Origin of the sequence: Pseudomonas baetica (assembly GCF_051216495.1) — a bacterium.
Lineage (GTDB): Bacteria > Pseudomonadota > Gammaproteobacteria > Pseudomonadales > Pseudomonadaceae > Aquipseudomonas > Aquipseudomonas baetica_B.
Map to the genome: position 1 here is coordinate 1 of NZ_JBPKAM010000083.1, position 12255 is coordinate 12255.

The 12255-nt window shown below is 60.0% G+C and carries 15 protein-coding genes and 1 other RNA gene; 7 read left to right on the top strand and 9 right to left on the bottom strand.

The window, feature by feature from the left end; genetic code table 11:
- Positions 1 to 80 precede the first annotated feature (80 nt).
- The 5 genes from ACSFE6_RS23785 to ACSFE6_RS23805 are packed head-to-tail and all read right to left on the bottom strand — an operon-like array spanning position 81 to position 4889.
- Complete coding sequence (locus ACSFE6_RS23785; protein ID WP_435429898.1) at positions 81 to 1298, bottom strand: 2-octaprenyl-3-methyl-6-methoxy-1,4-benzoquinol hydroxylase; 1218 nt, start codon at positions 1296 to 1298, stop codon at positions 81 to 83.
- 9 nt (positions 1299 to 1307) lie between these two features.
- Complete coding sequence (locus tag ACSFE6_RS23790) at positions 1308 to 1793, bottom strand: DUF4442 domain-containing protein (RefSeq protein WP_435429874.1); 486 nt, start codon at positions 1791 to 1793, stop codon at positions 1308 to 1310.
- On the bottom strand, positions 1786 to 2973 hold the full coding sequence (gene ubiH, locus ACSFE6_RS23795; protein ID WP_435429875.1) for a 2-octaprenyl-6-methoxyphenyl hydroxylase: 1188 nt from the start codon (positions 2971 to 2973) through the stop codon (positions 1786 to 1788). The genes ACSFE6_RS23790 and ubiH overlap by 8 nt, the downstream gene beginning before the upstream one ends.
- On the bottom strand, positions 2970 to 4304 hold the full coding sequence (gene pepP, locus ACSFE6_RS23800) for a Xaa-Pro aminopeptidase (RefSeq protein ID WP_435429876.1): 1335 nt from the start codon (positions 4302 to 4304) through the stop codon (positions 2970 to 2972). The genes ubiH and pepP overlap by 4 nt, the downstream gene beginning before the upstream one ends.
- A gap of 27 nt (positions 4305 to 4331) precedes the next feature.
- Positions 4332 to 4889 (bottom strand): YecA family protein, encoded by a 558-nt coding sequence (locus ACSFE6_RS23805; protein WP_435429877.1) that lies wholly within the window; start codon positions 4887 to 4889, stop codon positions 4332 to 4334.
- A gap of 208 nt (positions 4890 to 5097) precedes the next feature.
- On the opposite strand from ACSFE6_RS23805, the gene ACSFE6_RS23810 reads away from it, so the two are divergent.
- The 4 genes from ACSFE6_RS23810 to ACSFE6_RS23825 all read left to right on the top strand — a co-directional run bounded on the left by ACSFE6_RS23810 (position 5098) and on the right by ACSFE6_RS23825 (position 6521).
- Entirely contained in the window at positions 5098 to 5307 is a 210-nt protein-coding gene (locus tag ACSFE6_RS23810) for a TIGR02449 family protein (RefSeq protein WP_007982902.1), read from the top strand.
- Positions 5304 to 5621, top strand: a complete 318-nt coding sequence (locus tag ACSFE6_RS23815; RefSeq protein WP_433737742.1) for a cell division protein ZapA — start codon at positions 5304 to 5306, stop codon at positions 5619 to 5621. The genes ACSFE6_RS23810 and ACSFE6_RS23815 overlap by 4 nt, the downstream gene beginning before the upstream one ends.
- A gap of 30 nt (positions 5622 to 5651) precedes the next feature.
- Positions 5652 to 5830, top strand: a non-coding RNA gene (gene ssrS, locus ACSFE6_RS23820) — 6S RNA.
- 85 nt (positions 5831 to 5915) lie between these two features.
- Positions 5916 to 6521, top strand: a complete 606-nt coding sequence (locus tag ACSFE6_RS23825; RefSeq protein WP_435429878.1) for a 5-formyltetrahydrofolate cyclo-ligase — start codon at positions 5916 to 5918, stop codon at positions 6519 to 6521.
- A 36-nt stretch (positions 6522 to 6557) separates the two neighbouring features.
- On the opposite strand, the gene ACSFE6_RS23830 is transcribed toward ACSFE6_RS23825, so the two are convergent.
- Complete coding sequence (locus ACSFE6_RS23830; RefSeq protein WP_435429879.1) at positions 6558 to 6713, bottom strand: hypothetical protein; 156 nt, start codon at positions 6711 to 6713, stop codon at positions 6558 to 6560.
- Positions 6714 to 6908: 195 nt separating this feature from the next.
- Here ACSFE6_RS23830 and ACSFE6_RS23835 point away from each other — a divergent pair, with 195 nt between their 5' ends.
- Positions 6909 to 7361 (top strand): EVE domain-containing protein, encoded by a 453-nt coding sequence (locus tag ACSFE6_RS23835; RefSeq protein WP_435429880.1) that lies wholly within the window; start codon positions 6909 to 6911, stop codon positions 7359 to 7361.
- A 125-nt stretch (positions 7362 to 7486) separates the two neighbouring features.
- Here the strand turns inward: ACSFE6_RS23835 and ACSFE6_RS23840 are convergent, their stop codons facing one another.
- Complete coding sequence (locus ACSFE6_RS23840) at positions 7487 to 7894, bottom strand: flagellar basal body-associated protein FliL (protein WP_435429881.1); 408 nt, start codon at positions 7892 to 7894, stop codon at positions 7487 to 7489.
- 150 nt (positions 7895 to 8044) lie between these two features.
- Here ACSFE6_RS23840 and ACSFE6_RS23845 point away from each other — a divergent pair, with 150 nt between their 5' ends.
- Positions 8045 to 9022 (top strand): NADPH:quinone oxidoreductase family protein, encoded by a 978-nt coding sequence (locus tag ACSFE6_RS23845; protein WP_435429882.1) that lies wholly within the window; start codon positions 8045 to 8047, stop codon positions 9020 to 9022.
- 51 nt (positions 9023 to 9073) lie between these two features.
- On the opposite strand, the gene ACSFE6_RS23850 is transcribed toward ACSFE6_RS23845, so the two are convergent.
- The gene (locus ACSFE6_RS23850; RefSeq protein ID WP_435429899.1) at positions 9074 to 9691 is read right to left on the bottom strand and encodes an energy transducer TonB; all 618 of its coding nucleotides are present in this window, start codon (positions 9689 to 9691) and stop codon (positions 9074 to 9076) included.
- A gap of 328 nt (positions 9692 to 10019) precedes the next feature.
- Here ACSFE6_RS23850 and glpT point away from each other — a divergent pair, with 328 nt between their 5' ends.
- Positions 10020 to 11369: a glycerol-3-phosphate transporter gene (glpT, locus tag ACSFE6_RS23855; protein WP_435429883.1), complete on the top strand. Its 1350-nt coding sequence runs from the start codon at positions 10020 to 10022 to the stop codon at positions 11367 to 11369.
- Here glpT and ACSFE6_RS23860 read toward each other — a convergent pair.
- Positions 11345 to 12013: a gamma-glutamylcyclotransferase gene (locus ACSFE6_RS23860; protein WP_435429884.1), complete on the bottom strand. Its 669-nt coding sequence runs from the start codon at positions 12011 to 12013 to the stop codon at positions 11345 to 11347. The two genes, glpT and ACSFE6_RS23860, sit on opposite strands and share 25 nt — an antisense overlap.
- Between the last annotated feature and the right edge of the window lie 242 nt (positions 12014 to 12255).

Below are 12255 nucleotides of genomic sequence, written 5' to 3' on the forward strand. Positions count from 1 at the left end.
GGCTCGCTCCCACAATGGAATGCATTTCAACTGTGGGAGCGAGCCTGCTCGCGAAGAGGCCATTAGCCTCAGCGAGAACCTCAAGCCCTGGCCAGCGCCGGCAAATCCCCGGTCAACCCCAGCGCCTCACGCACAAACAACGCCTTGGCCTCAGGCATCCGGTCGACCATCTTCAACCCGACATTGCGCAACCAGCGTACCGATAATGGATCAGCCTGGAACAAGCGCTCGAAGCCTTCCATCGCCGCCATCAGCGCCAGGTTGTGGGGCATGCGTCGGCGTTCGTATCGGCTGAGCACCTTCACATCCGCCAGACGCTCCCCTCGGCTGGCAGCCTGTAGCAGCACTTCGGCCAGCACCGCCGCATCGAGGAAACCGAGATTCACACCCTGTCCGGCCAACGGGTGAATGGTATGCGCCGCATCGCCGATCAGCGCCAGGCCTTCGGCCACGTAGCGCTTGGCATGACGTTGACGCAAGGGGACGCACAGGCGCGGGTCGGCACTGAGTACGTCACCGAGTCGACCTTCGAAGGCCCGTTCCAGCTCACGACAGAAGTCGTCGTCATCCAGCGCCATCAGGCGTTCGGCTTCGCTCGGCGTGGTCGACCAGACGATCGAACACCAATCCTGCCGGCCATCGCGCTCCAGCGGCAGGAACGCCAACGGCCCGGTATCGGTAAAGCGCTGCCAGGCGGTCATTTGGTGAGGTTTCGAACAATGCACGCTGGTGACGATGGCGTGGTGCAGATAATCCCACTCCCGCGTCGCGACGCCGGTCAGGCGCCGAACCGCCGAGTTGGCGCCATCCGCCGCGATTACCAATGGTGCGCGCAAGGTGCGGCCATCGGAAAGAGTCAGCAACCAGTCGTCGCCGGAGCGACGCATCTGCTCCAGCCGCGCATTGGCCAACAAGCCGAGATCGCAGTCGTGCAACCGGTCGAGCAAGGCATCCTGAACCACTCGGTTCTCGACGATATGGCCCAACACATCGGCATGCACGCTGGCCGCCGAAAAGTGGATTTGCCCGGTGCCGCTGCCATCCCAGACCTGCATGTCGCTGTACGGGCTGCTGCGCCGGCTGGCGATGCCGTCCCAGACGCCCAGGCGTTCAAGAACGCGCTGACTGGCAATCGACAAGGCACTGACCCGCGGCTCGAACGGCGCCTGGGCATTAAAGGGTTTGACGCTCATCGGGCTGCCGTCCAGCAGCAGGACTTCCAGCCCACTGTCCTGCAACGCCAGCGCCAGGGCGCTGCCGACCATTCCGGCCCCGACAATCAGCAGATCTGCGCGCATTTCCATGCTTTAAGCCTGTCTCGCTTGCGGCTTGAGCCGCACATAAAGGGTTTTTCCGACGCGCGCCACCAGATGGCCGGCGGCGTCGTGGATATCGACCTGCAATTGCGGCAGGTATTTTTCGCCACCGGCGGTCTGCTGGCGGATTTCATCGAGCAGGGTGTCATCGATATTGAAGCGGGCGTACACCGGTCCTTTGCCCGGAGCAATGAAATCGATGTCGGCGGCCCGGTCCCAGACGATGTAGTTACGCCCGAGATTTTCCATCAGCATCAGCATGAAGAACGGATCGACCATCGAATACAGACTGCCGCCGAACTGCGTACCGACGTAATTGCGGTTGTACCAGCCCAGGCCCATGGTTACCTGAACATCGCGGAAGTCATCGCTGATGCGCTGCACCCGGACCCCGGCGCCGAAGTACGGCGGGTAGAGGTTCAAGAACCAGCGCATCAGCCGTGCCTTGCCGAACGTGTTGGTCAGCCACTTAAACATCGGGACGCGTACCCAGGCCCATGGCCTGACGGGCGAACCAGCGCTTGGCCGGTGGTAGCAGATCGAGGCCTAGCAGACCCAGATTGCGCCCCAGCGAAACCAGGGGTTGCGTGCTGCCAAACAGGCGCGTGACCTGATCGGAGAAGCCGACGGTGAGGTTCTGGTCCAGACGCTGGCCCTCGCGATAGGCCAGCAGCGTCGCGAAGTCACCCAGTGCCTGTTCGCTGGCAAGCAGTGCGTCGGCCAGCGCCTGGGCATCACGCAGGGACAGATTGAACCCTTGGCCAGCAATCGGATGCAGGCTGTGGGCGGCGTTGCCGAGAATCGCCAGATGCGGACGCACCTGTTCTTCGGCCTCCACCAATGACAGCGGATACAGATGCCGGGCGCCGACCTGCTTCAATGTGCCGAGGCGATAGCCGAATACGCCCTGCAATTCGTTGAGGAAACTGCGTTCATCGAGGGCAGCCAAGCGTTGCGCATCCATGCCCAGACGGGTCCAGACGAGGGCGCAGCGATTGTCCGGCAGCGGCAGCAACGCCATCGGGCCATCGTCGGTGAAACGCTCGAACGCCATGCCGTTGTGGGCTTCGCTCGGGGTGATGTTGGCGATCAAGGCACTCTGGTTATACGGGCGTTTCCTGATGCCGATGCCCAATTGCTCACGCAAACCGGAGCGGCCGCCATCGGCCAGCACCGCGAGGTCGCAATCGAGCGTGGTTTCATCATTGAGCATCAGGCGGTAGCCGTCGGTGAGCGGCTCCATGCGCGTGACTTCCGCCGGGCAACGCCAACTGATCACGTCCTGGTCCAGACCTTGCCACAAGCATTGGCCAAGCCAGGCGTTTTCCACCACGTAGCCCAGCGCCGGAACACCTTCTTCCATCGCCGACAGCCGCGCCGTGGAAAAGCGTCCACGGTCGGAGACGTGAATCTGCTTGATCGGTTCGGCGCGGCGCGAGATTGCCTGCCAGACGCCCAAGCGCTGATAGATCTGTCGGGCGCCAAAGGACAATGCCGTGGAGCGCGCATCGTAGCTGGGTTGGTAGGTGTCACCGGGAGCAAACGGCTCGATCAGCACAATTTTCCAGCCACGGGCCTTGGCCCCTGCCTGCAATGCCATCGCCAGGCTGGCACCCACCAGCCCTCCCCCGATAATTGCCAGATTGACTCGATTCATGCCGCTTGTGTCCGTGCTTGCGCCATCAAGGCCTCGATCTCGGCCACCGTTTTGGGTACGCCTTGGGTCAGGATTTCACAGCCGTTTTTGGTGACCACGACATCGTCCTCGATGCGCACGCCAATACCGCGCCACTTCTTGGCCACCTTCTGGTTGTCCGGAGCAATGTAAATCCCCGGTTCCACGGTCAGCGCCATGCCGACTTCCAGCACACGCCATTCGCCGCCGACCCTGTACTCGCCGACGTCATGCACATCCATGCCCAGCCAATGCCCGGCACGGTGCATGTAAAACGCTTTGTAGGCTTCGCTGGCGATCAGTTCATCGACGTCGCCCTGCAGCAAACCCAGCTCGACCAGGCCGGTGGTGATCACCCGGACCGTCGCCTCGTGGGCCTGATTCCAGTGCTTGTTCGGGGCGATCTCGGCAAACGCGGCTTCCTGGGCTGCCAGCACCAGTTCGTAGATCGCCTTCTGCTCCGCAGAATATTTGCCATTGACCGGCCAGGTGCGGGTGATGTCGCTGGCGTAGCAGTCGATCTCGCAACCGGCGTCGATCAACACCAGGTCACCGTCCTTGAGCACGGCGTCATTCTGCTGGTAATGCAGGATGCAGCTGTTGCGTCCGGCGGCGACAATCGATCCGTAGGCCGCCATCTTCGCTCCGCCCTTGCGGAATTCGTAATCCAGCTCGGCTTCCAGGCTGTACTCGTACAAACCGGCGCGGCTGGCCTGCATCGCACGCACGTGGGCCTGGGCAGAGATTCGTGCAGCCTCGCGCATCACTTTCACCTCTGCCGCCGATTTATACAGGCGCATGTCATGCAGCAGATGATCCAGGGCAACGTATTCGTTCGGAGGCTGGGCGCCGAGATTGGCCTTGGAACGGATCACGTTGATCCACTCCATCAAATGCCGGTCGAACTCCGGGTTGCTGCCCATGGCCGAATACACCCGGTCACGGCCTTCGATCAAGCCCGGCAGGATGTCGTCGATGTCTGTGATCGGGAAGGCATCGTCGGCGCCAAAATCACGGATCGCACCTTCCTGTCCGGCGCGCAGGCCATCCCACAACTCACGCTCGGCGTTGCGTTCGCGACAGAACAGGATGTATTCGCCGTGCGCGCGCCCCGGTATCAGGACCAGCACAGCCTGGGGCTCGGGGAACCCGCTGAGGTACTGAAAGTCACTGTCCTGGCGGTAAACGTGTTCAACATCACGGTTGCGAATCGCCACCGCCGCCGCGGGCAGGATGGCGATGCTGTTGGGTTCCATCTGCGCCATCAGGGCCTTGCGGCGTCGGCTGTATTCCGATTTCGGGATGTGGATCATGGGCAGATGGCGTTCCCTGGCAAACGATTAGTGCAACGACGGTTTGGCGGCGGCCGGCACGTCTTTTTTGGTCTCGGAGAACAGCAGCAACGGTGCGACGCGCAGATACTCCATCACTTCCATATAGTCGGTTTCGCCGTCCTCGGACTCTTCCAGCGCGTCTTGCACCTGGGAAATGGCGGCCAGGTCCTGCAACACTTCGGTGGCCTCGGCACTCAACATGCTGCTGTCACGGCAGTTCAGGCCGAAACCGCTGAGGAAGCCCTGGCACCACTGACCCAGTGCCTCGGCGCGTTCGGCCAGCGGGGCATCGTCGGTCGGCAGCAACAGGACGACGGTCACGTCGTCGCCGGTGAGCTCGCCCTTGACCATCTCTTGCAGACCGATCAGGGCTGCGCGAACGTTGTCCTGCGGCTCGCTTTCCAGCAGTTCGGCGGCGTCGATCAGCCAGCCCTCGGCATCGAAACCGGCACCGGCGCAGCTGCGGCCGAGCAACAGGCCGTGCAGTTCGGCGGGCGAGACAGGGTGACCACTGGAAGTCAGCAGGGTGGCGAAGGCTTGGTACGGAGAATTCTGAATGGGCATGGGTAGCTAGGCGCCAGACGGCGCTATGTCTAGAATGAAGGCCTTGTATCCTACATCGACTACCCCTGTAGGAGCGAGCACGCTCGCGATGGTCGTCAACGATAACGCTGGGGCCCTGACACCCCGCGGCGTTCTCGGGTTCATCGCGAGCGTGCTCGCTCCTACAATGGTCTGCCCGCTACCACCCATCAGACGAACAGTGGACACAATGGAAGACACCGACCTGCAAGCGCTGATGGCCAGACTCGAACTGCTGATTACCCGAGTCGAGCAACTTAAGAGCCAAAACGGACTCTTACTAGCTCAGGAAAAGACCTGGCGCGAGGAACGCGCTCACCTCATTGAAAAAAACGAAATCGCCCGGCGTAAGGTCGAATCGATGATTTCGCGCCTCAAGGCCCTGGAGCAAGACTCATGAGTTCAAGCAATAGCGTCACCGTGCAGATCCTCGATAAAGAGTATTCGATCATTTGCCCACAGGAAGAGCGCAGCAACCTGGTGAGCGCCGCCCGTTACCTGGACGGCAAGATGCGCGAGATCCGCAGCAGCGGCAAAGTCATCGGCGCCGACCGCATCGCCGTCATGGCCGCGCTGAACATCACGCACGACTTGCTCCACAAGGAACAACGCCCGGATATCCAGGCCAGCGGCTCGACCCGTGAACAGGTGCGCGACCTGCTCGATCGCGTCGATCTGGTACTTGCCACCGATCCGGACGTCACCAAAGGCTGATTCGCTGTTGCGCATGGGGTATACTCCCATCACTCCCTGGGGTGTTTGCCAGTTGACGACGTCCCTGAGCCGATTTGCTATGCCCTGGAGGTCGCACGTTGGGCTGGTGTGCATGTCCGCTAGACGGAAAGCCTTAAAGCCTACTGCGTCTTCCACCTTGAACTCTCGGGTTCAAGGGCTAAGTCGATAGCGGCACATTCGGGGAGCCTGATTCCAAGCCGATGCCGGTTTTTATACCGGCATCGGCTTTTTTACGGGTAGGATTTACCTTCCGCACTGCTGAAGCCCGAATACATGAACGAACCTGCGCTGCTTCCCCGCCCGCAACTTCGACGCATGCTGCGCAAGGCCCGTCGCGCACTGACACCCAGTCAGCAGCGCCAGGCTGCTTGCGGGCTGTACAAGCAACTGGCCCAGCAACCGCTGTTTCGCCGAGCCAAACACATTTCCCTTTATCTGCCCACCGACGGTGAAATCGATCCGCGTCTGCTTTTGCGCGCAGCTCAACGCCGAGGCAAGGCCACCTATCTGCCGGTGCTCAGCGCCTGGCCGCGGACCAAAATGGTGTTCCAGCGCATCCGGCCTGGCGAAAAACTCAAGCCCAATCGTTTCCGTATTCTCGAGCCAAGGCACAACCTCGCCCGACAACGTAAAGTCTGGGCGCTGGATCTGGTGCTGCTGCCGTTGGTAGGTTTTGACGATGTCGGCGGGCGACTAGGCATGGGCGGCGGCTTCTATGATCGAAGCCTGGCTTATCTGGCACGCCGTAACGCCTGGCGCAAACCAACGCTGTTGGGGCTGGCCCATGAATGTCAGAAGGTGGGGCGACTGGCTCAGGCGAGCTGGGATGTGCCGCTGCAAGGAACGGTGACGGACAGGGCCTGGTACTACGCGGGCTAGACGCCACTGCATTTCAGCGGCGTCGAAATGACGGGATCAGCGCTTGAAGGCGGTCGACTGTTGCTGCAACGGCGAGACTTCAACCGGCGCGTCGATCTTGTTGGCCCACAGGCTTTGGGCATAGCCGGTAGTCACGACGCCAAGGCCGAACAAAATAACCAAAATCCATAGTAAATCCGGTTTGCGTTTCATCGACTGCCCCCCAAAGGCATATCAATACGATGACAGCAGCGGTTTCCGTTTGTAGGCCGTGCAGCAGCGTCAAGCTTTAAAGGCCGGCATTTTGCGACAACGTGAACCGCCACGCAAATGATGGCGTCAACCGACTGTCGGTTTGTCATAAAATTGCCGGACAACCTGCCCACACACCTCGCAAGGAGCCAAACCATGGCCTATTGGCTGATGAAATCAGAGCCCGACGAACTCTCGATCAAGGGCCTGGAAAAGCTCGGAAAAGCTCGCTGGGACGGGGTTCGCAACTATCAAGCGCGTAACTTTCTGCGGGCCATGGCGGTGGGGGACGAGTTCTTCTTCTATCACTCCAGCTGCCCTGAGCCGGGCATCGCCGGGATCGGCAAGATTGTCGAAGCCGCGTATCCGGACCCGACGGCGCTGGAGCCTGAAAGTCATTACTACGACCCAAAGGCAACGCCTGAGAAAAACGCCTGGAGCGCGATCGATGTCGCGCATGTGGAGACGTTTTCCCGAGTGTTGAAGCTGGACTACCTGAAACAGCAGACGGCGCTGGCGGAGATGCCATTGGTGCAGAAGGGTTCGCGACTGTCGGTGATGCCGGTGACTGCGGAGCAGTGGGCGGCGGTGATTGCGCTCATACCGTAAGATCTGCGGTGACTTTCAGAATGCCTTCGCGAGCAGGCTCGCTCCCACACTGGATCTGCATTCACTGAAGATCCCCTGTGGGAGCGAGCCTGCTCGCGAAGAGGCCCACCCGGACAACAGAATTCTTACTGGATGATGAGGTTGTTGAACAACAGATCCTCTACCACCGGCTTGCCGGTTTCATCATTCATGATCTGCTGGGTTTGCTTGAGCGCTTCCTGACGCAGCTTTTCCTTGGCCTCGACGTTGTTCATCGTCTCGGAAGTCTGCTGGGCAAACAGAGCCACCAGTTGGTTACGAATCAACGGCTCGTTGGCCTTGACCGCTTTGGTCGCCTCGTCACCGGTTACCCGCAACGCCACGTCAGCCTTGTAGACCTTGAGCTTGGGCGTGCCATCCAGCCCGTAGTTACCCACGAATGGCGGGCTCAGGGTGATGTAATTGACCTTCGGCGCTGCATTTTCCGCCGCTTCTTCGGCCACCGCTGCCACAGGCAGGGACAGGGCCAGCATCAACATGATCCACGCTTTCAAAATTCGATCCTCATCCGGTTTGCGGCCTAGCATAACGACCCGCCGTTCAAGCACAAGCTTATGGCTGACTATCAGGGTCGGGCATGCTCGTTGACCCGTTAACTCACACACCTACACTTATCGGCCATCACTCCAAAAGGAATAGCCCTGATGAAAGCCGTACTGTGCAAAGCTTTCGGCCCTGCCGAATCGCTGGTGCTGGAAGACGTCGCCAGTCCTGTCGCGAAGAAGAATGAAATCCTGCTGGACGTGCGCGCCGCCGGGGTGAATTTTCCGGACACGCTGATCATCGAGGGCAAGTACCAGTTCAAGCCGCCCTTCCCATTTTCCCCCGGTGGCGAAGCGGCCGGCGTGGTCAGTGCGGTGGGTGAAAAGGTCAGCCATCTGAAGGTCGGTGACCGGGTCATGGCCCTGACCGGCTGGGGCAGTTTCGCGGAACAGGTCGCAGTGCCCGGCTACAACGTGCTGCCCATCCCGCCATCCATGGACTTCAACACCGCTGCTGCCTTCAGCATGACCTACGGCACCTCGATGCATGCGCTCAAGCAGCGCGGCAACCTGCAACCGGGTGAAACCCTGTTGGTCCTCGGTGCTTCCGGTGGCGTCGGCCTCGCGGCGGTGGAAATCGGCAAGGCCATGGGCGCCCGGGTAATCGCCGCTGCCAGCAGCGCTGAAAAACTGGCCGTGGCCAAGGCTGCAGGCGCGGACGAACTGATCAACTACAGCGAAACCAGCCTCAAGGACGAAATCAAGCGCCTGACCGATGGCCAGGGCGCCGACGTGATCTACGACCCGGTCGGCGGCGACCTGTTCGACCAGGCCATTCGCGCCATCGCCTGGAACGGTCGCCTGCTGGTGGTCGGTTTTGCCAGCGGCCGCATTCCCGAGCTCCCCGTGAACCTCGCCCTGCTCAAAGGCGCCGCCGTGGTCGGCGTGTTCTGGGGCTCGTTCGCCCAGCGCCAGCCACAGGACAACGCGGCGAACTTCCAGCAATTGTTTGGCTGGTTTGCCGAAGGTAAGTTGAAGCCGCTGGTGTCGCAGGTGTATCCGCTGGGTAATGCCGCGCAGGCGATCAATGATCTTGGCCAGCGCAAGGCGGTCGGCAAGGTGGTGGTGCAGGTTCGCTGAGGCCAATCGAGGGTCTGGACCTCGTTCAACGCTGTCCAGACCCGGCTAAAGCTAGAGCAACTTGCGAATGTCCTCCGGCAAAAATCTCACAAACCTGGAAACCGGGCTGTTCAGGCACTCCCTCACAATGATCGGGACCTTTCTGTTCATTTTGGCTATCAACTCCAAGCGCCGCTCGTTAGGCAGCGTTGTCGTTGAAAAGGCATTCGATAGATAAGCACGGGCGTAATAGAACGCTGTCGTATCAGCCCAGGCGTATTCCGGGGTATTGACCGTGATTTCGTTGAAGTCGCGGCACTTCAACGCCTTGAGCCATTCATTGAGGTGAATCGGCAACGTCCAATCAAATCCAAAGATCATCGGCGCAATCACTTCCTGCTCCGCAGGCTTGGTCCCTCCAACCGCCCACGGCTGGAACCGCCACTGCGCTACCGCAACCCGGGTCGCCTCGGCCAGATCAGGATGATCGCTTTGCAAAATGTTCACTTTGCTGACCGCCCCATCGGCATGGACCATAAAGCTGACCCGAACTTCACCGATGATGCCGGATCGCTGCAACTGCGGTGGGTAAATCGGCTTGGGGTTGTGTTCCGGTATCAGGAAAACTTCCTCCGCCCTACTTTCAACACACAACACGAACAGCAGCACCACACACGCAACCCACCGCATACCTCCCCCTTTCGCATCTGAAACGCCAGACCTGGCAGCAGGACAAAGGGTAAAGATCGACGGCTTTGAGCTGAAGCTCATGGCTTCCGGTAATAGCGAAGGACATTTCCCAAAGGCCTGCCCTATTCCGGAACAAGCAGGCGACTCAAAACGGTAATAGGTAACGCTTCCTACACCGCCCTTCATTTACGTCTGAGCGACATGTTCATAAAGGAATGCTCGCTTTCCAACATTTCCGCTGTTTTGCCGATGAGAACCGGTGCTATTTTCGGTAACGAAACTGTAACATTCGTATCCGCAGTCAAAACAAGAAATCTGGAGCTCTTGAATGTTTGCTTTCTTTCGTCCTGCCGCACATCAGGCTCCAATGCCTGAAGAAAAAATAGACAGCACCTACCGACGCCTGCGCTGGCAGATCTTCGCCGGTATCTTCATCGGTTACGCCGGTTACTACCTGTTGCGCAAAAACTTCTCCCTGGCCATGCCTTACCTGATCGAAGAGGGGTACACCCGCGGCGAACTGGGTGTGGCGCTGTCGGCGATTGCCATTGCCTACGGCTTGTCCAAGTTTCTGATGGGCATCGTGTCCGATCGCTCCAACCCGCGCTTCTTCCTGCCGTTCGGCCTGATGGTTTCGGCGGCGGTGATGTTCATTTTCGGTTTTGCGCATTGGGCGACGTCCAGCGTGACCATCATGTTCGTCCTGCTGTTCATCAACGGCTGGGCGCAGGGCATGGGCTGGCCGCCGAGCGGGCGGACCATGGTTCACTGGTGGTCGCAGAAGGAGCGCGGTGGCGTGGTTTCCCTGTGGAACGTGGCACACAACGTCGGTGGCGGCTTGATCGGACCGCTGTTCCTGGTCGGCATGGGCCTGTTCAACGACTGGCACGCGGCGTTCTACGTGCCAGCGGCAGTTGCCATGGCGGTGGCGATCTTTGCCTTCATCACCATGCGCGACACCCCGCAATCGGTCGGCCTGCCGCCCATCGAGAAGTACAAGAATGACTATCCGGAAGGCTACGACGCCAGCCACGAGAAGGAATTCAGCGCCAAGGAAATCTTCGTCAAGTACGTGCTGCGCAACAAGATGCTCTGGTACATCGCCATGGCCAACGTCTTTGTCTACCTGCTGCGCTATGGCGTGCTGGACTGGGCGCCGACCTATCTGAAGGAAGCCAAGGGCTTCACCGTGGACAAGACGTCCTGGGCGTACTTCTTCTACGAGTGGGCCGGTATTCCGGGCACGCTGCTGTGCGGCTGGATGTCGGACAAGATCTTCCGTGGCAACCGCGGCCTGACCGGCATGGTGTTCATGGCATTGGTGACCGTGGCGACGCTGGTGTACTGGCTCAATCCGGCCGGCAACCCAACGGTCGACATGATCGCGCTGATTTCCATCGGCTTCCTGATCTACGGTCCGGTCATGCTGATCGGCCTGCAGGCGCTGGAGCTGGCGCCAAAGAAAGCCGCCGGTACCGCTGCGGGTTTCACCGGTCTATTCGGTTACTTGGGTGGTTCGGTCGCGGCCAGTGCAGCGATGGGCTACACCGTGGACCATTTCGGTTGGGACGGCGGTTTCGTCTTGCTGATCGGTGCCTGCCTATTGGCAATGGCCTTCCTTGCGCCAACGCTGATGCACAAGCAAGTCGCCAGTCAGAGTCGCGAAGCGCTCGCTTGATCAGCCTTTGATTGACAACGCTTGAGCCGCGCCTCCAGATTCCGGTCTGGCATGGCGTGGCTCCGCAGGGCCTGGGCGGTCTGCTCGACATAATCGCGTGTCGTGCCGTAGCGCCCGCAAGCGTTTTCGAACACGTGGCTCAACACGTGATCCGGCAGATTGCCCGCATAGCTGGGCAAGTGCCGCTCCAGAACGAATCCCAACGCCTGAACCTGGTTGCCATCTTCAAGGCGGCAGTTGAGCCAATGCGGGCGATAGGACGGGAACGGCATCTCGCGCTTCCACAACGCATACAGCGAAGCGTCCAGTTGTTCTTCCGGCAAGCGATAGGCGAAGCCACTGCAAGAGCCGCCGCGATCCAGACCGAACACCAGCCCAGGCATTTCCGGCGTGCCACGATGTTCGTGGGACCACAGGTACAAACCGCGATGGTAGCCATGCACCCGCCCGCGAACCCGCTCAACGGCGGTGCACTCGGGACGCCATATCAATGACCCGTACGCAAACAGCCACACCGGCCCGCCCTTGTGACGTGCCATGGTCGACTGCATCGAACTGAGCAATTGTTCATGGGTGAGTTGCGGCCCCAGATCGAGCCGCGGCGGGTAAGCCAGGTTCAGAAACGAAGATTCGATGGCGCTCATGGCGAATAGCGTTCAGCTCCCCGCGAGTAATCAGTTACTAAATAGAACGCACCGCTTAAACAATAAGACACATACGTTTTCAAGTAATTGAAGTGCCTTGGCACAACTCTTAATTAATTACTTGAACGAGATATAACCTACCGACATTTATAGATTTCTATAAATACCGATGGGCTATATACGGAGTTATAAACCCTGTAGGAGCGAGCCTGCTCGCGATGGTCGTTAACGATTACGCGGGA